Origin of the sequence: Pseudomonas nunensis (genome assembly GCF_024296925.1) — a bacterium.
Taxonomy (GTDB): domain Bacteria; phylum Pseudomonadota; class Gammaproteobacteria; order Pseudomonadales; family Pseudomonadaceae; genus Aquipseudomonas; species Aquipseudomonas nunensis.
This window is the reverse complement of the sequence record NZ_CP101125.1, coordinates 114136-137687: the sequence shown is the minus strand read 5'-3', so window position 1 is coordinate 137687 and position 23552 is coordinate 114136. Positions and strand designations below refer to the sequence as shown.

Sequence of the window (23552 nt, the reverse complement as noted above, 5' to 3'; positions counted from 1 at the left end):
TTGCGCTGCGGCGACTGACCTCTTCGCGGGCAAGCCTCGCTCCTACGGGGCAAACGCAAACCTGTAGGAGCGAGGCTTGCCCGCGAAGAGGCCACCACGGCCGGCAAAGAAACCGAGGCATAAAAAAAGGCCACCCGAAGGCAGCCCTTAAAAACTAGAGAGGTTTTTGCTTACACGGCCGCAACAGGACGCATGTAAGAGATCGGTGCAGTGCTGGCGTCTTCGAAAGTCACGACTTCCCAAGCATCTGTCTGCTCAATCAACTTGCGCAGCAGCTGGTTGTTCAATGCATGTCCGGACTTGAAGCCCTTGAACTCACCAATCAGGCTATTGCCCAGCAGGTAGAGGTCACCAATTGCATCGAGGATCTTGTGCTTCACGAATTCGTCTTCATAGCGAAGGCCGTCTTCGTTCAGTACACCATCCGCGTCGACCACAATAGCGTTTTCAACGCTGCCGCCGAGTGCGAGGTTGTGCTTGCGCAGGTACTCGATGTCACTCATGAAACCAAAGGTACGGGCGCGGCTGACTTCTTTTACGAACGAAGTACTGGAAAAATCCACGCTTGCACTTTGTGTGCGGTTACGGAAAACCGGATGATCGAAATCGATCTCGAAGCTCACTTTGAAACCTTCGAAAGGGACGAAAGTGGCGCGCTTGTCGCCGTCTTCCACTGTCACTTCCCGCAGGATCCGGATGAACTTCTTGGCGGCGTCCTGCTCTTCCAGGCCAGCCGATTGAATCAGGAATACGAAAGGTCCAGCGCTACCATCCATGATCGGGACTTCGGACGCGGAGAGCTCGACGTAGGCGTTATCGATGCCCAGGCCAGCCATGGCCGAGAGCAAGTGCTCAACCGTATCCACTTTGACGTCACCGTTGACCAGCGTGGTCGACATCGTGGTTTCGCCAACGTTTTCCGCGCGAGCAGGAATCTGCACCACAGGGTCCAGATCGGCACGAACAAACACGATGCCGGTGTCGATAGGTGCAGGCTTGAGGGTCAGGTAAACCTTCTCCCCGGAGTGCAGGCCTACACCTGTGGCACGGATAATATTTTTCAGTGTGCGTTGTTTAATCATGGCTTGGGCCGCTTCAGCGCAAATTGCGAACTGGTATCAACAAAGGCTGGCGATAATAGCAGACCAGACCTTTGCTGAACACCAATCACCTTCATAGCCCTGATACATTCCATCAATCAGCCTGACGACGCAGGAATGCCGGGATGTCCAGGTAGTCCAGATCGTCTTGCGGATTCATCTTCGCGGCAGTCGCAGCACCGGCCTGAGCCTGGTTGCGCATGACGGTCGGACGGTCCAGGTCACGGTAGTTCACAGCAGGCGCTTCCTGACGCGAAGGCGCTTGTTGCTGCGGCTGCGAAGCCACGGACGTGTGCATGGTGTTGTCGATAACCTTCACAGGCTTCTCGATTTTCGCGCCCAGACCAGTGGCAACCACGGTCACGTGCAGTTCGTCGCGCATGTCCGGATCGATAACGGTACCGACCTTGACCATTGCGTGCTCGGAAGCGAAGGCTTCGATGATGCTACCCACGTCGGAGTACTCACCCAGGGACAGGTCAGGACCGGCGGTGATGTTCACCAGGATGCCGCGTGCGCCTTGCAGGTTCACGTCTTCGAGCAACGGGTTGCGAATGGCCGCTTCGGTGGCCTCGCGTGCACGGTTCGGACCGCTGGCGCAGCCAGTGCCCATCATCGCCATGCCCATTTCGCTCATGACAGTCCGTACGTCGGCAAAGTCGACGTTGATCATGCCCGGGCGCTTGATGATGTCGGAGATACCGCGAACGGCACCGGCCAGTACATCGTCAGCCTTGGCGAAAGCCGACAGAAGGCTTGCGTCTTTACCGAGGATGGTCAGCAGTTTCTCGTTCGGAATGGTGATCAACGAGTCAACGCTTTCAGACAGCAGACGGATACCTTCGTCGGCGATCTGCATACGCTTGCGGCCTTCGAACGGGAACGGACGAGTCACCACCGCAACGGTGAGGATCCCCATTTCCTTGGCCACTTCGGCGATGATCGGCGCAGCACCGGTACCGGTACCGCCGCCCATGCCAGTGGTGATGAACACCATGTTTGTGCCCTGCAGGACTTCGGCAATGCGCTCACGGTCTTCGAGAGCGGCCTGACGACCTACTTCAGGGTTGGCGCCGGCGCCCAGACCTTTGGTCACACCGGTACCCAATTGCAGGATGGTCCGCGCGCCGATGGATTTCAGCGCTTGGGCATCAGTGTTGGCGCAGATGAACTCAACGCCTTCAATGTTGCTTTTGACCATGTGATTTACGGCGTTTCCGCCGCCACCGCCAACACCGATAACTTTAATAACCGGGCTTGCGGGGATGTTGTCTACGAGTTCGAACATTTTCCCTCTCCTTACATTCTCTAGTTTTTTCGCCTACTGCGTTTGTTGCGGTGTTGCGGTAATTCTTTAGAAGTTGCCTTGTACCCAGCTCTTGATGCGATCGAGCAAGGCGGGTTTGGCTTCTTCATTGCTGTAGCTGTCGCGGCTGCTGATGCCCGAGAACGAAATCCCGTCGGACTGCTTTTGCAGGCCGTACATCAACAAGCCAACGCCAGTGGAATAAATCGGGTTGCGCACCACGTCATCCAGGCCCTTGACGCCATGGGGCACGCCCAGGCGGACCGGCATGTGGAAAATCTCTTCGGCCAGTTCGACCGCGCCTTCCATCTTCGACGTACCGCCGGTCAGCACGATGCCGGCCGGGATCAGGTCTTCGTAGCCGCTGCGACGCAGTTCGGCCTGGATCAGCGTGAACAGCTCGTCGTAGCGCGGCTCGACCACTTCGGCCAGGGCCTGGCGGGAGAGTTCGCGCGGTGGACGGTCGCCTACGCTTGGCACCTTGATGGTTTCACCGGCACCCGCCAGTTTGGCCAGGGCGCAGGCGTAGCGAATCTTGATTTCTTCGGCGTACTGGGTCGGGGTGCGCAACGCCATGGCGATGTCGTTGGTCACCTGGTCGCCCGCAATCGGGATTACCGCGGTATGACGGATCGCGCCTTCGGTGAAGATCGCGATGTCGGTGGTGCCGCCGCCGATGTCCACCAGGCACACGCCCAGTTCTTTCTCGTCGTCGGTCAGGACCGAATACGCGGAAGCAAGCTGCTCGAGAATGATGTCGTCGATTTCCAGACCGCAGCGACGCACGCATTTTTCAATGTTCTGTGCGGCGTTGACGGCGCAGGTCACCACGTGGACCTTGGCTTCCAGACGTACGCCCGACATGCCCAGCGGCTCACGAACGCCTTCCTGGTTATCGATCACGTAATCCTGCGGCAGGGTGTGCAGCACGCGCTGGTCAGCCGGGATCGCCACGGCCTGGGCAGCGTCGAGGACGCGCTCAAGGTCGGCGGCGCTGACTTCGCGATCACGAATCGCCACGATGCCGTGGGAGTTCAGGCTGCGGATGTGATTGCCCGCCACGCCGACGAACGCCGAGTGGATCCGGCAACCGGCCATCAGCTGCGCTTCTTCGATGGCGCGCTGGATCGATTGCACGGTGGACTCGATGTTCACCACCACGCCTTTCTTCAGGCCGCGGGACGGATGAGTGCCGATCCCGACGATTTCCAGCGTGCCGTCGTCCGAGACCTCGCCTACCAGCGCCACCACCTTGGAGGTGCCGATATCGAGACCGACGATCATTTTGCCGCTTTGCACGTTTGCCATGGGTCCTGCCTCTTCTTAATTCTTCGCGACAGCGGGTTGGGCTGTCGTGGGCGCTACAGGTTCCCGCCAGCCAACAGCTAGGCCGTTGGCGTAGCGCAGATCGATGCGCGCAATGTTCGTAATCTGTTCTTTAAGCGTTTTGTCGTAGATGGCAATGAAGCGGCGCATCTTTTCCACCAGGTTGCCGCGTCCCAGCAGCAGTTCGATTCCCGGGCCGGAACTGCCGGCACCGGTGGTCAGGAACCAGCTGCCTCGTTCACGCAATTCCAGGCGTGCAATCGAGAAGCCCAATGGCCTGAGCATCTGGCTCAGCACCTGGTATTGCTGCATCACTTGCTGCTGGGCCCGCTGTGGACCGAACAGCTGTGGCAAGTGTTCGTAGTTCGCCAGCTCACGCGGGGTGAACGCCTGGCCCTGGTTGTTCAACAGCGACTCATCGCCCCAACGGGCCACCGGCAGTTGTTCTTCCAGGCGAATCACGACTTGATCCGGCCACACCCGACGCACTTCGGCGTGGGCAATCCATGGCATCGTTTCAAGCTCGGTACGCATGCTCTCCAGGTCGATGGTGAAGAAGCTCGACGCCACGTACGGGGCGATCCGCTGCTGCACCGCTTGCTGGCTGATGTAACTCAAATCGCCCTGCACGTTGATCTTGGTGATCGGCCGGTCGGCGTAAGGCAGCAAACGCTGCGCGCCTTCGTAAGTGCCGAACCCCAGCGCTACCAGCAGCACTGGCCAGAACAAGGCTTTGAGAAAACCAAAATTGGCTTTCGGCAGGCGCGCAGACATCGGCTCTTTGGCCACCATTCGGCTGGCACCCCGCGGCACCGGCTTGCGGCCGGGTGGTGCGGGGGGCTGATGTCTCAGCTGAGCGCCTTGCATGGTCTTAACCTCGCGGCTCGTTGTTGCCGGCAATGCTGGCGGCCAGAATCGCCAGAACCAGTTGCTGGAAATCCAGGCCGGCGGCACGGGCCGCCATTGGCACCAGACTGTGATCGGTCATGCCCGGTGCGGTGTTGACTTCGAGAAACCAGAACTGCCCGTCGGCGTCCTGCATCACGTCTGCCCTGCCCCAACCGGCGATACCCAGCGCCTCACAGGCTTTCGCCGTCAGGTCCATCAGTTCTTTTTCTTTGGTGCTGTCCAGGCCACAGGGAATCCGGTACTGGGTATCGGAAGCCACGTACTTGGCGTCGTAGTCGTAGAAACTGTGCGTCGTGCCCAGGGCAATCGGTGGCAACACCTGGTCACGCAGGGTGGCGATGGTGAACTCCGGACCTTGAATCCATTGCTCGACCAACACTTGCGAATCGTAGGTACTGGCCGCTTTCCATGCGTCGATCAACTCAGACGCGGAAGTCACTTTGGCCATCCCGATACTTGAACCTTCATGGGCCGGTTTGACGATCAAAGGGAAGCCCAGTTCCGTCGCCGCCGAAATACAATCGGCTTCAGAGCTCAGTACCGCGTGGCGTGGCGTCGGAATCCCGAGGCTGTGCCAGACCTGTTTGGTGCGCAGTTTGTCCATGGCCAGTGCCGAGGCCAGGATGCCGCTACCGGTGTAGGGAATGCCCAGGCATTCGAGCAGGCCTTGCATGCTGCCGTCTTCACCGCCACGACCGTGGAGAATGATGAAGGCGCGATCGATTTTTTCGTTGAGCAGACGCTGCAGCAGGTCATCGCCCACGTCGAGGCCGAACGCGTCCACACCGGCGCTTTGCAGCGCTTCGAGAACCGCATTGCCCGACTTCAGGGACACCTCACGCTCGGCACTCTTGCCGCCGAACAGCACGGCGACGCGGCCGAAGTCTTTCGGCGCGAGGGTGGAGACGAGGTTGGCGTATGCAGCAGTCATTTCAACTTCCCCACGGCAGGCGCGGCAACCGCGCCCACGAACAACGGACTGTTCAACAATTTCGGTGCGAGACCGCCGATATCACCGGCGCCCTGGCACAGCAGGATGTCGCCGGCACGCAGCAGCGGCTTGACGATTGGCGCGAGGTCGACACCGCGCTCGATGTAGATCGGGTCCAGCTGACCGCGCTGGCGGATGCTGTTGCACAGCTTGCGACTGTCGGCACCCGGGATCGGCTCTTCGCCGGCCGGATAGACTTCCATCAGCAGCAGGACGTTGGCATCGGCCAGGACATTGACGAAATCGTCGTACAGGTCGCGTGTGCGGCTGTAGCGATGCGGCTGGTAAACCATCACCAGGCGACGCTCCGGCCAGCCACCGCGTACGGCTTTGATCACTGCGGCGACTTCGGTCGGGTGGTGACCGTAGTCGTCCACCAGCATCACGCTGCCGCCGTCTACCGGCAGTTCGCCGTAGACCTGGAAGCGTCGGCCGACACCCTGGAACCCGGACAGACCCTGAACGATGGCTTCATCGCTGACGCCCTCGTCAGAGGCAATGCAGATGGTCGCCAGGGCGTTCAATACGTTGTGGTTGCCCGGCATGTTCACCGAGACATCCAGCGGCTCGCGCTCAGGACGCAGGACCGTGAAGAAGGTCTGCATGCCTTGCTGGCGCACATTGATCGCGCGCACGTCGCAGTCGTCGCCAAAGCCATAGGTGACCGTCGGGCGTTTGACCAGCGGCAGGATTTCACGCACCACCGGATCGTCCAGGCACACCACGGCCAAACCGTAGAACGGCAGGTTGTGCAGGAACTCGACGAAGGTTTTCTTCAGTTTGTTGAAGTCACCGTCGTAGGTCGCCATGTGGTCGGCGTCAATGTTGGTGACCACGGCCACCAACGGCTGCAAGTGCAGGAAACTCGCATCGCTTTCGTCGGCTTCGGCGATCAGGTAGCGGCTGGTGCCGAGCTGGGCATTGGTGCCCGCGGCATTCAGACGACCACCGATCACGAACGTCGGGTCCAGGCCACCGGCCGCGAACACCGAAGCGATCAGGCTGGTGGTAGTGGTTTTGCCATGGGTACCGGCGACGGCGATGCCGTGGCGATAGCGCATCAGCTCGGCAAGCATTTCGGCACGCGGTACCACCGGAATCCGGCGTTCCAGAGCGGTGGCGACTTCCGGGTTGGAAGTGTTCACGGCACTGGACGTCACCAGCACATCGGCGTTCGCGGCGTTCTCGGCACGGTGGCCGATATAGATGTGCGCACCGAAAGATTCCAGGCGCTCGGTCACCGGCGAAGCTTTGAGGTCGGAACCGGACACTTCATAGCCCAGGTTCAACAACACTTCGGCGATACCGCACATGCCCACGCCGCCGATACCGACGAAGTGGATGCGACGGATGCGGCGCATTTCCGGGTGCGGCATGGCTTTCTGATTCTCAACCATGGGCCACCTCCAGGCAGGTGTCGACGACGTTACGGGTTGCATCGGGTTTCGCCAGACGGCGGGCCGCGTTGGCCATGTCATTGAGTCGTTGCGGTTGCATCAGGACCTCTGTCAGGCGCGCGGCAAGATCTGCGGCGCCAGTCGTTCTTTGCGGCATCAGGAAGGCAGCGCCTTCACGGGCCAAATATTCGGCGTTGCGGGTCTGGTGATCGTCGATGGCGTGGGGCAAAGGCACCAGCATCGAGGGCAGACCGGCGGCGGCCAGTTCACTGATGGTCAATGCGCCTGCACGGCACACCACCAGGTCGGCCCAGCCATAGGCTTGAGCCATGTCTTTGATGAAAGGCTGCACTTGCGCCTCGACGCCAGCCTCGCGATAGCGCTGCGCAGTCACTTCATCGTGATTTTTGCCAGCCTGATGGAACACTTCCGGGCGCAGGTCGACGGCGACTTGCGACAGGGCTTCAGGCAGCAACTTGTTCAACGGTTCTGCGCCCAGGCTTCCGCCCAGGATCAGCAAACGCGCCTTGCGACCGGCCAGGGCTGGTCGCGGTGTTTCGAGGAACAGCTCGGTGCGCACCGGATTACCGGTGGTCCGACGGCTGTCCGACAGGGTAAAGGTGTCGGGGAACGCTTCACAGACTCGGGCGGCCAACGGCATAAGCAACCGATTGGCGGTACCGGCCACGGCGTTCTGCTCGTGAACGATCACTGGCACGCCGGACAGTTTGGCCGCGACGCCACCAGGGCCGGTCACATAACCACCGAAGCCGACCACGCACACCGGCCGCAACCGGCGAATGATCGCCCGCGCCTGCCAGACCGACTTCAGCAACATGAACGGCGCCTTGAGCAGCGACAGCTTGCCCTTGCCGCGCAATCCGCTGGCGTTGATGCGATGCAGTTCGAGACCGGCCGCCGGGACCAGATCGTTTTCGATGCCGCGCGGTGTACCGAGCCAATGCACGGTGTAGCCGCGGGCCTGGAATTCGCGCGCGCAGGCCAGTGCCGGGAACACGTGTCCACCGGTGCCGCCCGCCATGATCAATACGTTAGCGCCCATGGGTCGACTCCTCGGCGAAGTCGCTTTCCTGGAACTCGGTCTCTTCGCTGCCCAGGTGGGTTCGACTCTCCCACTCGATGCGCAGCAACAAGCCCAGACAGGCACCACAGATCACCAACGAACTGCCGCCATAACTGAGGAACGGCAGGGTCAAACCTTTGGTCGGCAGCAGGCCGACGTTCACGCCGATGTTGATCAGGAACTGACCAATCCACAGGAACGACAAACCGTAGGCAATGTAGGCGGCGAAGAATTGCTTGGCCTTCTCGGCCCAATAGCCGATGTACATGCCGCGAATACACACAAAGACGAACAGCGCGACCGTGCACAGCGAACCCACGGCACCCAGCTCTTCAGCCAACACCGAGAACACGAAGTCGGTGTGGGCTTCCGGCAGGTAGAACTGTTTCTGCACGCTGTTACCCAGGCCAACGCCCAGCCATTCGCCGCGACCAAACGCGATCAAGGCTTGGGACAACTGATAGCCGGCGCCGAACTGGTCGGCCCATGGGTCGGCGAAGTTGGTCAGACGCGCCATTCGATACGGCTGCACTTGAATCAACAGCACCACCGCCGCGACCGCGAGCACCACCATCAAGGAGAACCGGAACAGCCCGACCCCGCCAAGGAACAGCATCGCCGCCGCTGCGCCCATCATTACGACGGTGGCACCGAAGTCCGGCTCCATCAGCAACAGGCCAGCCATTGGCAGCAGAACGATGAACGGCTTGAAGAAGCCCATCCAGCTTTCGCGCACTTCTTTCTGGCGACGCACCAGATAACCGGCGAGGTAGATCACCACGAACACCTTGGCGATCTCGGACGGTTGAACGTTGAAGAAGCTGAAACCGATCCAGCGCATCGAACCGTTCACTTCACGACCGATCCCCGGGACGATCACCATCACCAGCAAACCGAAGGCGCCCAACAGCATCAGCCAGCCCAGGCGCTGCCAGGTGGCGATCGGGATCATCAGGGTGATGACGCAGGCGCCCAGGCCCAGCACGATATAAATCAAGTGGCGAATCATGTAATACAGCGCGCTGCCCGACTGCGCGGCGGCGACTTCGGTCGATGCCGAGGCGATCATCACCAGCCCGAGGCCGATCAAAGCCAGGCAACCGGCGAGCATCGGGAAGTCGAGGTCGATGCCGCGCCCGGTGATAATCGGCGATGGATACGGCTTGATGATATTTCGCAGGCTCATGCCAGATCCTCCACAGCGCGGACGAACTGGTGACCACGGTCTTCATAATTCTTGAACATGTCGAAACTGGCGCAGGCTGGCGACAACAGCACCACGTCACCGGGGTGCGCAGCGGCGCGGCATTGCTCCACGGCTTCGACCAGCGAAGCGACACGGATCAGCGGCACGGCATCGCCAATGGCTTCACCGATCTTGTCGGAGTCGCGGCCCATCAAAATCACGGCGCGGCAGTTGGCCGCCACCGGATCACGCAATTCCTTGAACTCGGCACCTTTGCCGTCGCCACCGGCGATCAGCACGACTTTGCCGTCGATGTCCGCACCCAGGCCTTCGATGGCGGCCAGTGCGGCGCCGACGTTGGTGGCTTTGGAATCGTTGTAGTAGCCCACGCCGTCCAGGTCACGGACCCATTGGCAGCGATGTTCGAGGCCAGCGAAGGTGCGCAGGCTCGACAACATGGCATCGAACGGCAGGCCGACGGCATGCCCCAGCGCCAGCGCCGCGAGGGCATTGGACTGGTTATGCGCGCCACGAATCTTCAATTCGCGCACCGGCATCAGGTTCTGGAATTCGAAGGCCAAGTACTTCTCGCCGTCTTCTTCGCGGATGCCAAATGCCTTGAAATCAGGCTTGCTCAAACCGAAGGTCCAGCATGGCTGGCCCTCGCCCATCAACGGACGGCTCAAGGCGTCCTGACGGTTGACCACAAACTGTTTGGCCCCGCGGAAGATCCGGTGCTTGGCCAGGTGATAGGCCGGCAGGCCGCTGTAGCGGTCCATGTGGTCTTCGCTGACGTTGAGCACGGTCGCCACTTCGGCGTTGAGTTGATCGGTGGTTTCGAGCTGGAAGCTCGACAGTTCCATCACGTACAACTCGACGTCGTCGCTGAGCAAGTCCAGCGCCGGCGTGCCGAGGTTGCCACCGACCGCCACACGCTTGCCCGCCGCAGCGGCCATCTCGCCGACCAGGGTGGTGACGGTGCTTTTCGCGTTGGAACCGCTGATGGCGACAATTGGCGCTTTCGCGTTACGCGCGAACAGCTCGATGTCGCCGGACAATTTCACGCCACGGGTGGCGGCAGCCTGCAGGGCCGGGGTCGCCAGCGCCAGGCCGGGGCTCACGTAGAGCTCGTCGGCACGGCACAGGAATTCGACGTCCAGCTCGCCACAACGCACTTCCACGTGCGGATAGTCACGCTTGAGCGTGGCCAGTTCCGGTGGATTTTCCCGCGTATCGGCCACGGCAAACGACGTGCCCCGGTTCGCCAGGAAGCGAACCAGGGACATGCCGCTCTTGCCGAGGCCGACAACGATGCGGAAGTGGTCAGAAGCGATCAGAGACACTCGTTCTACCTCAGCTTCAGGGTGGCAAGGCCGACCAGTACGAGAATCACGGTGATGATCCAGAAACGGACGATCACGCGCGGCTCAGGCCAGCCCTTGAGTTCAAAGTGGTGGTGTATCGGTGCCATGCGGAACACGCGGCGCCCGGTCATCTTGAAGGAGGCCACCTGGATGACCACCGACAGGGTTTCCATCACGAACACGCCGCCCATGATGAACAGGACGATTTCCTGACGGACGATCACCGCGATGGTGCCCAAGGCTGCGCCCAGCGCCAGCGCGCCGACGTCGCCCATGAATACTTGTGCCGGATAGGTGTTGAACCAGAGGAAGCCCAGGCCCGCACCGATCAACGCGCCGCAGAACACGATCAGTTCACCGGCGCCGGGTACGTAAGGGATCAACAGGTATTCAGCGAACTTCACGTTACCGGACAGGTAGCAGAAGATCCCCAGACCACCGCCCACCATCACGGTCGGCATGATCGCCAGGCCATCGAGGCCGTCAGTCAGGTTGACCGCGTTGCTCGAACCGACAATCACGAAATAGGTCAGGACCACAAAACCAATGCCCAGCGGAATGCTGTAGTCCTTGAGCATCGGCAGGATCAGGGTGGTTTCCACCGGAGTCGCTGCGGTCATATAAAGGAAGATCGCCGCGCCGAGGCCGAACACCGATTGCCAGAAATACTTCCAGCGGCTCGGAAGGCCTTTGGAGTTCTTCTCGATCACCTTGCGGTAGTCGTCGACCCAGCCGATGGCGCCGAACAGCAAGGTCACCAGCAACACGGTCCAGACATAACGGTTGCTCAGGTCAGCCCACAGCAAAGTGCTGACGCCGATGGACGACAGAATCAACGCGCCGCCCATGGTCGGGGTGCCGGATTTGGACAGGTGCGATTGCGGACCGTCGTTACGAACGGACTGGCCGATCTGACGGTTCTGCAACGTGCGGATCATCCACGGGCCATAGCACAGCGACAAAACCAGCGCGGTCAGCACACCGAGAATCCCGCGCAGGGTCAGGTACTGAAAGACCGCGAAGCCTTTGTAGAACTGTTGCAAGTACTCCGCTAACAGCAGCAGCATTAATGTTTCTCCAGACTGGACCCGCACAAAGCGGCGACGATGTTTTCCATCGCAGCGCTACGCGAGCCCTTGATCAAAATAGTGGTGTTTGTATCTTGCTCGGCGCCCAGGGCTTCGATCAGTTCAGCCTGGGTGCTGAAGTGAAAGGCCTGCGGGCCAAATGCGTTCACGGCGTGAGCCATCATTGGCCCGACTGCGTAAAGCGCGGAAACCTTGCCACGGGCGTACTCGCCCACGTCGCGGTGCCCCTGCTCTGCCCAGTCGCCCAACTCGCCGATATCCCCGAGCACCAGAACGGTGCGCCCGGAAAAGCCGGCGAGTATATCAACGGCGGCGCACATCGAGGTGGGGTTCGCGTTGTAAGTGTCATCAATCACGCGCATGCCGTTGGTCGCCAGTTGCGCAACGGTGCGGCCCTTGACCGGCTGAACCGCGCCCAGGCCAGTGGCGATGCCGAACAGCGACACGCCCAAGGCATGCGCAGCAGCGGCAGCGGCCATGGCATTGGCGACGTTATGGGTGCCGAGCAGGTTCAGTTGAACCCGTTCCACACCTTCAGGACTGTGCAGGTTGAAGGCCGGGCAGCCGCGAGCATCGCGATCGAGGTCGCTGGCGTAGAAATCGGCACTTGGGTTGTTCAGGGCGAAGGTCAGCACTTTGCGGCTGCCAGCGCGGGCCTTCCAGATGCCAAACGCCTTGTCGTCGAGATTCAGAACGGCGACGCCATCGGCATCCAGCCCTTCGATAATCTCGCCTTTGGCTTCAACGATTTTGTCCGGCCCGCCGAACTCACCGACGTGAGCGGTCCCGGCGTTATTGAGGATGGCCACGTGGGGCTTGGTCATGCCCACGGTGTAGGCAATTTCACCCAGGCGCGAAGCACCGAGTTCGATCACGGCGGCGGTGTGTTCCGGCGCCAGTTCGAGCAAGGTCAGCGGCACGCCGAGGTCGTTGTTCAGGTTGCCACGGGTCGCATGCACCGGACCGCGAGTGCGCAGGATGCTCGCGAGCATTTCCTTGACCGTGGTCTTGCCGCTGGAACCCGTCACTGCGGCGACCGGGTTGCTATAAGCAGCACGGTTCAGCGCGCCGAGTTGGCCGAGGGCCTGGCGAGTGTCTTTCACGACGAGTTGCGGCAAGGTGCTGTCGGCGACTTCGCGCTCGACCAGTGCCGCGACGGCGCCTTTACCGGCAACGTCATTCAGATAGTCATGCCCATCGAAGCGCGGACCGGTCAGGGCAATGAACAACTGGCCTGGCTTGATCGCGCGGCTGTCGATGCTGACACCGTCGAAACTGGCATCGGCAGCGACCAAACGAGCATTCAGCGCGCCGGTCAGTTCGCTCAGTTTCAAGGCTTTAAGCATGGGCCACCTCCCACGCGGTCAGGGCGTGATCGGCCTCGACCAGATCGGAGAACGCGTGGCGCTCGCCGTTGATTTCCTGATAGTCCTCGTGACCTTTACCGGCCAGGACAATCACGTCATCCGCCGAAGCGCTGGCGATCAATTGCGCAATCGCCTGGCCACGGCCCGCCACGAACGTGACTTTATCCACAGCGGTGAAACCGGCGCGGATGTCGTCGAAAATCACCGATGGATCTTCGGTGCGCGGGTTGTCGTCGGTCACCAGCACGCCATCGGCCAGACGCTCGACCACTTCAGCCATCAGCGGACGCTTGCCGCGATCGCGATCACCACCACAACCGAACAGGCACAGCAATCGACCTTTGGCGTGTGGACGCAGGGCCAGCAAGACTTTCTCCAGCGCATCCGGGGTATGGGCGTAATCGACCACCACCAGCGGCTGAGTACCGCCGCCCAGGCGCTGCATGCGACCGGCGGGGCCTTCGAGTTTCGGCAAGACCTTGAGGATTTCGTCCAGCGCGTAATCCAGACCCAGCAAGGCACCGACCGCAGCCAGGACGTTGCTCAGGTTGAAACGACCAAGCAAGGTGCTGCGCAAATGGTGCTCGCCTTGCGGCGTGACCAACGTGGCGCGCACGCCTTCGTCGTCGAACTGAGCTTCGCGGCAATAAAGGTAAGCGCTGGAATTTTCCAGGCTGTAGGTGATCAGGCGCGACTCACGTTTATCAGCAGCGAGCTCGCGGCCGAATTCGTCGTCGAGGTTGATCACCCGGCATTTCAAATCGTTCCAGGCAAACAGCTTGGCCTTGGCTTCGCCGTAGGCCTGCATGGTGCCGTGGTAGTCCAGGTGATCGCGGGACAGGTTGGTCATCACCGCCACATCGAACGCCAACGCAGTCACGCGGCCCTGATCCAGACCGTGGGAAGAGACTTCCATGGCAACGGCTTTGGCCCCGGCCTTTTTCAGGTCGGCGAGAGTCGCTTGTACGGCAATCGGATTCGGCGTGGTGTGCAGGCCGCTTTCCAGCGAGCCGTAGAAACCGGTGCCCAAGGTGCCGACGATGCCGCAGTGCTGACCGAGCAGGTCAAGCGCCTGGGCGACCAATTGCGTCACGCTGGTTTTGCCGTTGGTGCCGGTGACGCCGACCAGGTTCAGGTGGCGGCTCGGGTCGCCATAAAAGCGCCCGGCAATGTCCGACAGCTGCGCCGCCAGGCCTTTGACCGGAATCAGCGGCACATCGGTAATCGGCAGCACGGTGGCGCCGTCGACTTCATACGCCACGGCAGCCGCGCCGCGTTGCAAAGCGTCGGCAATGTGCGCACGCCCGTCGAATCTGCCGCCAGGGACGGCGAGGAACAAATCGCCTGCCCGCACATTGCGGCTGTCGAGGGTCAGTTCACGGATCAACAGATCACGACCGGCGTGGGCGAAAATCTTGTTCAGACTCAGAGACATCAGCCGCGCCCTCCATTGGCTTTCAGCGGAACGACCGGTGTGGCGTTGGCCTGTTGGGTCGGTGGCAGGTTGTCCGGGGTGATGTTCATCAGGCGCAAGGTCCCGGACATCACTTTGCTGAACACCGGCGCCGATACCAGGCCACCGAAGTAACCGGCCTTGGACGGTTCATCGATCACCACAACAATGGCGAAACGCGGATCGCTCATCGGGCCGAAACCGGCGAACAGCGAGCGATAAGAGTTCTCGGCGTAGCCTTTGGTGCCCACCGACGTTTTACGCGCCGTACCCGACTTGCCAGCCACGTGATACGCCGGCACTTGCGCACGGAATACACCTCGCGGGGCCTCGATCACCTGGGTCAGCATGCCTTGCATGGTCTTCGCGACTTTTTCCGGGATCACCTGGGTGGTCTGCGGTGGCTTGTCGGTCTTGATCAGGGTCAGCGGCGCGATGCGACCGTTGTTGGCCAGCGCCGAGAAGGCGTGGACCAGCTGGATCGCCGTCACCGAAATACCGTAGCCGTAGGACAGCGTGGCGGTTTCAGCCTTGCGCCATTCGCGGTAGTTCGGCAGGTTGCCGACGCGCTCGCCCGGGAAGCCCAGGCCAGTGTCCTGGCCGAGGCCGACTTTCTGCGCCAGACGGAAAATGGTTTCGCCGCCGATATCGAACGCGACCTTACTCATGCCGACGTTACTGGAGTTGATCAGGATGCCGGTCAGGTCGAGCACCGGACCTTCGGTCTTCGACACGTCCTTGATGGTGTACTTGCCGATCTGCAGGCTGCCCGGGTACACCTCGACGGTGTCGCTCGGCTTCCAGCGCCCGGTTTCCAGGGCGGCACTCATGGAGATCGCCTTCATGGTCGAACCGGGTTCGAACACGTCGATCATCGCGCGGTTACGCATCATCGCCGGTTGCAGGTTGCGACGGTTGTTCGGGTTGTAGGTCGGCTGGTTGACCATGGCGAGGATCTCGCCGCTCTTCACGTCCATGATCACCAGGCTGCCGGCTTTTGCGCCGTTCTCGATGATCGCGTTACGCAGTTCGCGGTTGGCCAGATATTGCAGACGCAGGTCAATGGACAACGCCAAGGGCTTGCCGGCCTTGGCGTTTTTGGTGACCTGAACATCCTTGATCAGCCTGCCGCGCCGATCCTTGATGACCTGTCGCTTGCCGGCGACTCCAGCCAGCCATTCGTCGTAGGCCAACTCGACGCCTTCGCGCCCGTGATCGTCGATGTCGGTAAAGCCGACCATGTGCGCAGTGACTTCACCGGCCGGATAGAAACGGCGGAACTCTTCGATGCCGTAGACGCCGGGCACTTTCAGGTCGAGCACCGACTGGCCCTGCTCCGGGGTCAACCCGCGCACCAGATAGATGAATTCTTTATTGGCCTGTGCTTCAAGGCGTTCGGTCAGGGCTTTCGGATCCTGACCCAGCGCGGCTGCCAGTGCCGGCCACTTCTCTTTGGCCAGCTGCATTTCCTTGGCGTTGGCCCACAGGGTGGTGACCGGGGTACTCACGGCCAAAGGTTCGCCGTTACGGTCGGTGATCAGACCACGGTGAGCCGGAATAGGAATGTGACGAACGCTGCGCGCATCGCCCTGACCTTTAAGGAAGTCACGGTCGACCACTTGCAGGTCGATGATGCGCCAGCAGATAGCGGCCACCATGATGCCGAGCAAACCCAGGACCACGCGGAACCGCCACGGGAAAAGTGCGCCTTCGAGTTTCATCATGGCGCCACCATCCGTACTTCAGCGGCGCCGGGAATGCGCATCTTCAGTTGTTCGGTGGCCAGCACTTCGATTCGGCTGTGGGCGGTCCAGGTGCTCTGCTCCAGAATCAACCGGCCCCACTCGGCCTGCGCTTTGTCGCGCACGCTCAATTCGTTGTACAGCGAGTTCAATAGCTGACGGTTCCAGTGGGCGCTGTAAGACACACCGATGGCCGACACGAGCACGCCGATAAACAGCAGCAGCATGAAAAAGCTTCCGCCGGGAAGTGGCTTGGCGAAAAGCTTGCTCACCGCAGCTTCTCCGCGACGCGCATGATGGCGCTACGGGAACGTGGGTTGGCTTTGAGTTCGGCCTCGGAGGCGGACTGCGCTTTGCCATGGACTTTGATTTTGGGTTCGAAAGCAACGTGACGAACTGGCAGGTTGCGCGGCAGGTTGTCGGCTTCGCCTTTCACCAGTTTGCGCATGAACAGTTTGACGATGCGGTCTTCCAGCGAATGGAAGCTGATGACCACCAGGCGACCGCCGACTTCCAGGCATTCCAGAGCGGCTTCGAGGCCGGCTTCCAGATCGCCCAGTTCGTTGTTGACGTGAATACGCAGGCCCTGGAACGCACGGGTGGCCGGGTTCTTGCCTTTTTCCCATGCAGGGTTGGCGACTTTCAGGACTTCGGCCAGGTCGGCAGTACGCTCGAACGGCTTGATGTCGCGGCGCTCGGCCACGGCACGGGCCATGCGACCGGAGAAACGTTCTTCGCCGTATTCCTTGAACACCCGGGCGATTTCTTCCACCGGCGCGGTGTTGACGAATTCGGCGGCGCTGATCCCGCGTGACGGGTCCATGCGCATGTCCAGCGGGCCATCGTTGAGGAAACTGAAGCCGCGCTCAGGGTCGTCGAGCTGTGGCGACGAGACGCCGAGATCGAGCAAAACGCCGCTGACCTTGCCGGCCAGACCGCGTTCGACGACTTCCGAACCGAGCTCGGCAAAGCTACGCTGCACAACGACAAAGCGGCCGTCTTCGGCCGCTAGCGTTTGCCCGGTGGCAATCGCTTGTGGATCTTTGTCGAATCCGAGGAGCCGGCCGTCGGGTCCGAGCTGGCTGAGGATCAACCGGCTGTGTCCGCCGCGTCCGAACGTGCCGTCCAGATAGCAGCCATCAGGACGTACGGCGAGAGCCTCCACGGCTTCGTCGAGCAGTACGGTGATGTGGTTAAAGCCGCTATCAATAGTCACAGGATCAAATCACGCAGTTCATCAGGCATCGCGCCCGGTTGTTGAATAGCAGCCAGGTCAGCGGCAGAAACCGCATCCCAGGCATCCTCGTCCCATAATTGGAACTTGTTCAGTTGGCCTACCAGCATTGCGCGCTTATCCAACTTGGCATATTCGCGCAGACGCGGCGGAACCAGAAAACGACCACTGCCATCGAGCTCGAGGTCGACGGCATTACCAATCAGCAAACGTTGCAGGCGGCGGTTCTCTTCGCGAAGCGAAGGCAGTGCGCGCAGTTTGGTTTCAATAATTTCCCACTCATCGAGGGGATAAACACACAAACATGGATCAACGGCATCGATGGTGACGATCAGTTGACCGGAACTACGCGAAACCAACTCGTCACGGTACCGGCTCGGCATAGCGAGACGGCCCTTTGCATCGAGACTGATTGCATTAGCTCCGCGAAACACGTCAGCGTTTCTCCAATTTTTAGCGTTTTGAGCTCAAAAAACCCACTTCATGCCACTTTTCGCCACTTGCGCACACTATAGGAATGCGCCCACCACACCGTCAAGGCGCGGATTAAAGGAAAAGCCTTACAGAACGGAGATTTAGGAGCGTAAAAGGAGGGGTAACGGGAATATGGCGTCTGTTTTTGCTCAATAACTTGATTCAGCACTGATGGCTGCGCTCGAAAGTTAAAGTAATTTGTTAAGAGTAAGATTTTTTCGGTATTACGACGGAGGGTCTGCTGGTGTTTATGTACGGAGGGAAATCGATGTCGCGGGGTGTTTTGCGCATAGCCGGAATCACTGGCTAATCGATATCACAAAAACCCTTCGCCAGTCATTACCGACAAAGGGAAATTGTGGGCACCGATGCCCTGCTCAATGATTAAAGCAGGGAAAGAAAATAAGGTGGAGAGTCGATCTGTAAGCCGGGTTCTGTCTTGAACAGTCATTCGTCTACGATGGCCATCACTGGACATCTTTAGCAACCTACCCGGTCCCAGCGCGGGCCACGCCTTGGGACCCTATTTGGTCTTGCTCCAAGTGGGGTTTACCTAGCCACGAACTGTTGCCAGACGTGCGGTGCGCTCTTACCGCACCTTTTCACCCTTACCGGCGCCGAAGCGCTTAGGCGGTTATTTTCTGTGGCACTTTCCGTAGGCTCACGCCTCCCAGGCATTACCTGGCACTTCGCCCTATGGAGCCCGGACTTTCCTCCCCCCCCTAATTTTCATAGAGGGCAGCGACTGTCCAATCGACTCTCCGCCGCGAAGGTTAACGGCAGAGCGGCCGAAGAACAAGCGCTAAACGCCTTTGGCCACTCCTGCGCGTCGGGTTTTTACTCGCCCTTCTGTTTATCCAGCGCGACTTGATAGAGAACATTCTTGCGCTCGCCGGTAATTTGCGCCGCCAGGGCTGCGGCACGCTTGAGCGGCATTTCTTCGAGCAACAGATTGAGGATACGCATCGCTTCGCTGCTGACCGCATCTTCCGTCTCCGGTGCCGACCAACCCGCCACCAGCACAACGCATTCACCGCGCTGCTGATTGCTGTCGGACTCGACGAATTCGCGCAGCTCGGCGAGCGGCAAACCCTTGAGGGTTTCGAAGGTCTTGGTGATTTCCCGGGCCAGCAACGCCGGGCGCTCACCGCCGAATACCAGCTCCATGTCCTGCAGACACTCGAGAATCCGGTGCGGGGCCTCGTAGAAGATCAGCGTGCGCGGCTCTTCCTTGACCAGCTCCAGACGAGCCCGACGCCCTACAGCCTTGGCCGGCAGGAAGCCTTCAAAGATGAAACGGTCCGAGGGCAAACCCGCCGCCGACAGTGCCGCGATCAAGGCACAGGCACCCGGCACCGGCACCACATTGATCCCCGCCGCGCGCGCCTGGCGCACCAGGTGATAACCCGGATCGGAAATCAGCGGCGTTCCGGCATCGGAGATCAACGCCACATCGTCGCCGGCCAGCAGGCGCTGGATAAAACGACTACCTTCATCCCGTTCGTTGTGTTCATGGCAAGCGGCCAATGGTGTCGCAATGCCGAAGTGCTGCATCAAACGCTGGGAATGACGGGTGTCTTCGGCTGCAATCAGCGCCACCTCACGCAGGATTTTCAGCGCACGGGCACTGATGTCGTCCAGGTTGCCGATGGGCGTCGCCACCACATAAAGCGAGCCAGCAGCGGAATTCAAAGCACCTGGAGCAGTCAAAGCGCACACCTCATGATCGGTAAAAGTCGGCATTGTAGCGCGTAGTGACACTTGCGACGCACGCAAGCCACCCTTGGTTTCGGAGCCTTTTGTGCAGTGCTGCAACATTTGCACGAGCTAAATTGATCGATTCACGCCAGTAACATCGCGCCCCGGCCAGTGCTTGGGTACAATTCCACGCTAATTTGATCGAGTATCAGGAACACTACATGATCGCTTGCCTGCGGCTGTTCACTGCCCTCTGCCTCGCTGCCTTGTTGGCGGCTTGCGCCAGCTCGCCCTCCTCCAGCCTTGGCGAACTTCCACGGACCCCGGATGCCAGTATCGAGCAACTGCTCGAAAAGGCTGCCCAGAGCAAAACGCCGGAACAAGCTGCACTGTTCCGACTGAGCGCGGCAGACCTGGCTTACCGTCAAGGCAATGCCGGCCAGTCCGCGCAAATCCTGCAACAAGTGCCGATGGAACAACTCAAGCCTGGCCAACAGGTCTTCGCCAGTACCCTGGCGGCGGAACTGGCCATGGTGCGTAACCAGCCCAAGGCTGCGCTGACCGCCTTGAGCCACCCAAGCCTGCAACGCCTGGGTGAACTGCCAGTCGAGCAACAAGTGCGCACCGGCACCGTTCACGCCCGCGCCCTTGAAGCCGACGGCCAGACCCTGGCCGCCGCACGGGAGCGCATCTTTATTGCGCCGATGCTCGAAGGCGAAGCCGCTGCAAAAAACCACGAAGCGATCTGGACCCTGATCGCCTCGCTGCCGACCGATCAATTGCAGCCGACCACCACCGACGACCTCGGCGGCTGGATGAGCCTGGCCCTGGCAGTGAAAACCGCCGGCACCCTGGAACAGCAGCAAGCCGCGATCGACGCCTGGAAAGCACAGAATCCAAAGCACCCGGCTGCGCTTCAATTGCCACTGCCTCTGACCAAACTCAAGGAACTGGCCAGCCAGCCCCTGGGCAAGATCGCTCTGCTGCTGCCACAGGACGGCCCGTTGGCGTCGGTTGGCAAGGCGCTACGTGACGGCTTCATGGCCGCTCATTACCAGGCGCAACAAGCCGGGCAGAAGCCGCCAGCCATTGTGTTCTATGACACCTCGAAGCTGACGTCGATGGACGAGTTCTATCGCAAGGCCCAGGCCGATGGCGTGCAACTGGTCGTCGGACCGCTGGAGAAACCGCTGGTCAAACAGCTCAGCGCTCGTCCGCAATTGCCGATCACCACCCTGGCGCTGAACTACAGCGAAGGCGAACAAGGTCCGGCCCAGCTGTTCCAGTTCGGTCTTGCGGCTGAAGACGAAGCTCGCGAAGTGTCCCGTCGCGCTCGTGCCGACGGCCTGCATCGCGCTGCCATCATGGTGCCGAAAGGCGAATGGGGCGATCGCGTCCTGAGAGCCTTCAGCCAGGACTGGCAAGCCAACGGTGGCAGCATCGTTGCCACCGAACGCGTCGATCAGCCAGTGCAACTGGCTCAGCAAATCGCCGACATGTTCCAACTGCGCCAGAGCGAAGGTCGCGCCAAAACCCTGCAGAGCACCGTTGGCTCGCAAGTCGCCGCGCAACCTTCCCGTCGCCAGGACATCGAGTTCATCTTCCTTGCTGCCACTCCGCAACAGGCGCAACAGATCAAACCGACCCTGAACTTCCAGTACGCCGGTGACGTGCCGGTCTACGCGACGTCCCACGTGTTCAGCGCCAGCGGTGACGTAAACCAGTACAACGACATGAACGGCGTTCGCTTCTGCGAAACCCCATGGTTGCTGGATGCCAATGATCCGCTGCGCAAACAGGTGACTGCACAATGGCCACAGGCCGGTGGCAGCCTTGGCCGCCTGTACGCGATGGGTGTTGACGCCTATCGCCTGGCACCGCGCCTGGGGCAACTCAAGGCCTTGCCGGACAGCCGCATCGAAGGTCAGTCGGGCAGCCTCGGCATGACCCAGAACCAACGTGTGGTACGCCAGTTGCCGTGGGCACAGTTCGTCAACGGCCAGGTTCAACGCCTGCCGGACACCCCGCGCTGATGCCTGACAGGTCACGCCAGCAAAGCGGTCAGGATGCCGAGCGCCATGCGCTCGAGCATCTTCAACAACAGGGTCTGCGCCTGCTGGCGCAGAACTGGTTGTGCAAACGCGGCGAGCTTGATCTGGTCATGCTTGATGGCGATACAGTAGTATTCGTTGAAGTCCGCTACAGAAAAAACACTCAATGGGGTGGCGCGCTCGATAGCATCGATGGGCGCAAACGGCAGAAACTGATTTTCGCCGCGCAGTATTTTCTTCAGCGCGAGTCGCGTTGGGCCAATTCCCCTTGCCGTTTCGACGTGGTTGCCATCGACAGCAGCCTTGATCAGTTGAACTGGTTGCAGAATGCCTTCGACAGCTGATCGCTTGCACCCCGAACCGGACACCTTCACCCAACACTTTTGCTCTTTGCTTTGCGGGCTGCACATTCATGTGCCAAGTAGCCGCGCTAATTAAGGTCACACAGATGGACATGCAATCCCGAATTCGCCAGCTTTTTCAGGCCAGTATCGACACCAAGCAACAGGCGATGGACGTACTTGCACCGCACATCGAGCAAGCCAGCCAGGTGATGGTCAACGCCCTGCTCAATGAGGGCAAAATGCTTTCCTGCGGCAACGGCGGCTCCGCCGGTGACGCCCAGCACTTTTCGTCGGAATTGCTTAACCGCTTTGAACGCGAGCGCCCGAGCCTGCCAGCCATCGCGCTGACCACCGACAGCTCGACGATCACCTCGATCGCCAACGACTACAGCTACAACGAAATCTTCTCCAAACAGATTCGCGCGCTTGGCCAGCCGGGTGATGTATTGCTGGCGATTTCCACCAGCGGCAACTCGGCAAACATTATTCAAGCGATCCAGGCCGCACATGATCGCGAAATGATTGTCGTAGCATTGACCGGTCGCGATGGCGGCGGCATGGCATCGCTGCTTTTGCCTGAAGACGTCGAGATTCGCGTACCGGCCAATGTCACCGCACGTATTCAGGAAGTCCACCTGCTGGCGATCCATTGCCTTTGCGACTTGATCGACAGCCAACTGTTCGGGAGTGAAGAATGACCCCTAATCGCTTAGGCCTTCTGGCCTTGACCCTGTGCCTCGGCATCAGCGGCTGCACCTCGGTGGTTAAAGCCAGCCGTGAAGCGCCGATTGAAGATGACCGCGGCACTCGCACCTTCGGCAGCAAAATCGACGACTCCCTGATCGACACCAAGGTCGGCGTGAACGTCGCCAAGGCCGATCCGGCGCTGGACAACGACTCGCACATCGTCGTTACCAGCTTCAACGGCATCGTGCTGCTGGCCGGGCAAACGCCGACCGCAGACCTCAAGGCCAAGGCCGAACAGGCAGCCTCCGCCGTGCAGCGCGTGAAGAAGGTCCATAACGAACTGCAAGTCCTGCCACCATCCGGCTTCCTTGCACGCCAGAACGACACTTGGCTGACCTCCAAGATCAAGACCCAGATGCTCACCGACCCGAACATCCCGGGCTCGCGCATCAAGGTTGTCACCGAGAACGGCATCGTCTACCTGCTGGGTCTGCTGACCAAACAGGAAGCCGATCAGGCCACCAGCCTGGTGCAGAGCGTTTCCGGTGTGCAGAAGATTGTGAAGTTGTTTGAGTACATCGACTGATATTTGACCCGCAGGACCTGCTGGAGCCGTAGGAGCTGTCGAGTGAAACGAGGCTGCGATCTTTTGATCTTGCTTTTACAAACAGAATCAAAAGATCGCAGCCTCGTTTCACTCGACAGCTCCTACGTTTGAAAGTGGTGAAGTAATAAAAAAGGCGATCCTCTC

General features: G+C 60.4%; 21 protein-coding genes and 1 other RNA gene. 4 read left to right on the top strand and 18 right to left on the bottom strand.

What is annotated here, in order from left to right; translation table 11 throughout:
* Positions 1–170 precede the first annotated feature (170 nt).
* The 18 genes from lpxC to rsmI form a co-directional block, all read right to left on the bottom strand.
* Positions 171–1082, bottom strand: coding sequence for a UDP-3-O-acyl-N-acetylglucosamine deacetylase (gene lpxC, locus NK667_RS00660; RefSeq protein WP_054045542.1), 912 nt, complete (start codon positions 1080–1082; stop codon positions 171–173).
* A 112-nt stretch (positions 1083–1194) separates the two neighbouring features.
* Positions 1195–2388 carry a cell division protein FtsZ gene (gene ftsZ / locus NK667_RS00655; RefSeq protein WP_033061342.1) on the bottom strand — a complete coding sequence of 398 codons (1194 nt, stop codon included), beginning with the start codon at positions 2386–2388 and terminating at the stop codon, positions 1195–1197.
* A gap of 66 nt (positions 2389–2454) precedes the next feature.
* Positions 2455–3714: a cell division protein FtsA gene (ftsA, locus tag NK667_RS00650; protein ID WP_054045544.1), complete on the bottom strand. Its 1260-nt coding sequence runs from the start codon at positions 3712–3714 to the stop codon at positions 2455–2457.
* 15 nt (positions 3715–3729) lie between these two features.
* Positions 3730–4599: a cell division protein FtsQ/DivIB gene (locus tag NK667_RS00645; protein WP_054045546.1), complete on the bottom strand. Its 870-nt coding sequence runs from the start codon at positions 4597–4599 to the stop codon at positions 3730–3732.
* Between the two features lie 4 nt (positions 4600–4603).
* Entirely contained in the window at positions 4604–5572 is a 969-nt protein-coding gene (locus NK667_RS00640) for a D-alanine--D-alanine ligase (RefSeq protein WP_054613560.1), read from the bottom strand.
* Positions 5569–7029, bottom strand: a complete 1461-nt coding sequence (murC, locus tag NK667_RS00635) for a UDP-N-acetylmuramate--L-alanine ligase (protein ID WP_054045551.1) — start codon at positions 7027–7029, stop codon at positions 5569–5571. The genes NK667_RS00640 and murC overlap by 4 nt, the downstream gene beginning before the upstream one ends.
* Positions 7022–8092, bottom strand: coding sequence for an undecaprenyldiphospho-muramoylpentapeptide beta-N-acetylglucosaminyltransferase (murG, locus tag NK667_RS00630; RefSeq protein ID WP_054045552.1), 1071 nt, complete (start codon positions 8090–8092; stop codon positions 7022–7024). The genes murC and murG overlap by 8 nt, the downstream gene beginning before the upstream one ends.
* The gene (gene ftsW, locus NK667_RS00625; protein WP_054045554.1) at positions 8082–9299 is read right to left on the bottom strand and encodes a putative lipid II flippase FtsW; all 1218 of its coding nucleotides are present in this window, start codon (positions 9297–9299) and stop codon (positions 8082–8084) included. The genes murG and ftsW overlap by 11 nt, the downstream gene beginning before the upstream one ends.
* Entirely contained in the window at positions 9296–10642 is a 1347-nt protein-coding gene (gene murD, locus NK667_RS00620; RefSeq protein ID WP_054613559.1) for a UDP-N-acetylmuramoyl-L-alanine--D-glutamate ligase, read from the bottom strand. Before murD ends, ftsW begins: the two co-directional genes overlap by 4 nt.
* Positions 10643–10647: 5 nt before the next feature.
* Positions 10648–11730 (bottom strand): phospho-N-acetylmuramoyl-pentapeptide-transferase, encoded by a 1083-nt coding sequence (gene mraY / locus NK667_RS00615; protein ID WP_054045558.1) that lies wholly within the window; start codon positions 11728–11730, stop codon positions 10648–10650.
* Complete coding sequence (locus NK667_RS00610; RefSeq protein ID WP_054045561.1) at positions 11730–13097, bottom strand: UDP-N-acetylmuramoyl-tripeptide--D-alanyl-D-alanine ligase; 1368 nt, start codon at positions 13095–13097, stop codon at positions 11730–11732. Before NK667_RS00610 ends, mraY begins: the two co-directional genes overlap by 1 nt.
* Entirely contained in the window at positions 13090–14553 is a 1464-nt protein-coding gene (locus NK667_RS00605; protein WP_054613558.1) for a UDP-N-acetylmuramoyl-L-alanyl-D-glutamate--2,6-diaminopimelate ligase, read from the bottom strand. The genes NK667_RS00610 and NK667_RS00605 overlap by 8 nt, the downstream gene beginning before the upstream one ends.
* Entirely contained in the window at positions 14553–16292 is a 1740-nt protein-coding gene (locus tag NK667_RS00600; protein ID WP_177331412.1) for a peptidoglycan D,D-transpeptidase FtsI family protein, read from the bottom strand. Before NK667_RS00600 ends, NK667_RS00605 begins: the two co-directional genes overlap by 1 nt.
* The gene (ftsL, locus tag NK667_RS00595; protein ID WP_054045567.1) at positions 16292–16585 is read right to left on the bottom strand and encodes a cell division protein FtsL; all 294 of its coding nucleotides are present in this window, start codon (positions 16583–16585) and stop codon (positions 16292–16294) included. The genes NK667_RS00600 and ftsL overlap by 1 nt, the downstream gene beginning before the upstream one ends.
* Positions 16582–17529, bottom strand: a complete 948-nt coding sequence (gene rsmH, locus NK667_RS00590) for a 16S rRNA (cytosine(1402)-N(4))-methyltransferase RsmH (RefSeq protein WP_054045569.1) — start codon at positions 17527–17529, stop codon at positions 16582–16584. Before rsmH ends, ftsL begins: the two co-directional genes overlap by 4 nt.
* Positions 17526–17981, bottom strand: a complete 456-nt coding sequence (gene mraZ / locus NK667_RS00585; protein ID WP_008147486.1) for a division/cell wall cluster transcriptional repressor MraZ — start codon at positions 17979–17981, stop codon at positions 17526–17528. The genes rsmH and mraZ overlap by 4 nt, the downstream gene beginning before the upstream one ends.
* Positions 17982–18428: 447 nt before the next feature.
* An RNA gene (rnpB, locus tag NK667_RS00580) (RNase P RNA component class A) lies at positions 18429–18782 on the bottom strand.
* Positions 18783–18858: 76 nt separating this feature from the next.
* Positions 18859–19764, bottom strand: coding sequence for a 16S rRNA (cytidine(1402)-2'-O)-methyltransferase (gene rsmI / locus NK667_RS00575; protein ID WP_161807653.1), 906 nt, complete (start codon positions 19762–19764; stop codon positions 18859–18861).
* A gap of 176 nt (positions 19765–19940) precedes the next feature.
* Here rsmI and NK667_RS00570 point away from each other — a divergent pair, with 176 nt between their 5' ends.
* From NK667_RS00570 to NK667_RS00555, 4 genes are all read left to right on the top strand, one after another.
* A complete protein-coding gene (locus NK667_RS00570; protein WP_054045573.1) occupies positions 19941–21752 on the top strand; it encodes a penicillin-binding protein activator in 1812 nt (603 codons plus the stop codon).
* A complete protein-coding gene (locus NK667_RS00565; protein ID WP_083471265.1) occupies positions 21752–22114 on the top strand; it encodes a YraN family protein in 363 nt (120 codons plus the stop codon). Before NK667_RS00570 ends, NK667_RS00565 begins: the two co-directional genes overlap by 1 nt.
* Positions 22115–22218: 104 nt before the next feature.
* The gene (locus NK667_RS00560) at positions 22219–22812 is read left to right on the top strand and encodes a phosphoheptose isomerase (RefSeq protein WP_007904374.1); all 594 of its coding nucleotides are present in this window, start codon (positions 22219–22221) and stop codon (positions 22810–22812) included.
* The gene (locus NK667_RS00555; RefSeq protein ID WP_054045576.1) at positions 22809–23387 is read left to right on the top strand and encodes a BON domain-containing protein; all 579 of its coding nucleotides are present in this window, start codon (positions 22809–22811) and stop codon (positions 23385–23387) included. The genes NK667_RS00560 and NK667_RS00555 overlap by 4 nt, the downstream gene beginning before the upstream one ends.
* The last annotated feature ends 165 nt before the right edge of the window (positions 23388–23552 follow it).

Coding starts and splice junctions, on each gene's coding strand:
- ftsA (WP_054045544.1), bottom strand. CDS start 3,714: ATGGCAAACGTGCAAAGCGGCAAAATGATCGTCGGTCTCGATATCGGC.
- ftsW (WP_054045554.1), bottom strand. CDS start 9,299: ATGAGCCTGCGAAATATCATCAAGCCGTATCCATCGCCGATTATCACC.
- NK667_RS00600 (WP_177331412.1), bottom strand. CDS start 16,292: ATGAAACTCGAAGGCGCACTTTTCCCGTGGCGGTTCCGCGTGGTCCTG.
- mraY (WP_054045558.1), bottom strand. CDS start 11,730: ATGCTGCTGCTGTTAGCGGAGTACTTGCAACAGTTCTACAAAGGCTTC.
- NK667_RS00645 (WP_054045546.1), bottom strand. CDS start 4,599: ATGCAAGGCGCTCAGCTGAGACATCAGCCCCCCGCACCACCCGGCCGC.
- rsmI (WP_161807653.1), bottom strand. CDS start 19,764: ATGCCGACTTTTACCGATCATGAGGTGTGCGCTTTGACTGCTCCAGGT.
- murG (WP_054045552.1), bottom strand. CDS start 8,092: ATGGGCGCTAACGTATTGATCATGGCGGGCGGCACCGGTGGACACGTG.
- ftsZ (WP_033061342.1), bottom strand. CDS start 2,388: ATGTTCGAACTCGTAGACAACATCCCCGCAAGCCCGGTTATTAAAGTT.
- NK667_RS00560 (WP_007904374.1), top strand. CDS start 22,219: ATGGACATGCAATCCCGAATTCGCCAGCTTTTTCAGGCCAGTATCGAC.
- lpxC (WP_054045542.1), bottom strand. CDS start 1,082: ATGATTAAACAACGCACACTGAAAAATATTATCCGTGCCACAGGTGTA.
- NK667_RS00640 (WP_054613560.1), bottom strand. CDS start 5,572: ATGACTGCTGCATACGCCAACCTCGTCTCCACCCTCGCGCCGAAAGAC.
- NK667_RS00555 (WP_054045576.1), top strand. CDS start 22,809: ATGACCCCTAATCGCTTAGGCCTTCTGGCCTTGACCCTGTGCCTCGGC.
- murC (WP_054045551.1), bottom strand. CDS start 7,029: ATGGTTGAGAATCAGAAAGCCATGCCGCACCCGGAAATGCGCCGCATC.
- NK667_RS00570 (WP_054045573.1), top strand. CDS start 19,941: ATGATCGCTTGCCTGCGGCTGTTCACTGCCCTCTGCCTCGCTGCCTTG.
- NK667_RS00565 (WP_083471265.1), top strand. CDS start 21,752: ATGCCTGACAGGTCACGCCAGCAAAGCGGTCAGGATGCCGAGCGCCAT.
- NK667_RS00605 (WP_054613558.1), bottom strand. CDS start 14,553: ATGTCTCTGAGTCTGAACAAGATTTTCGCCCACGCCGGTCGTGATCTG.
- NK667_RS00610 (WP_054045561.1), bottom strand. CDS start 13,097: ATGCTTAAAGCCTTGAAACTGAGCGAACTGACCGGCGCGCTGAATGCT.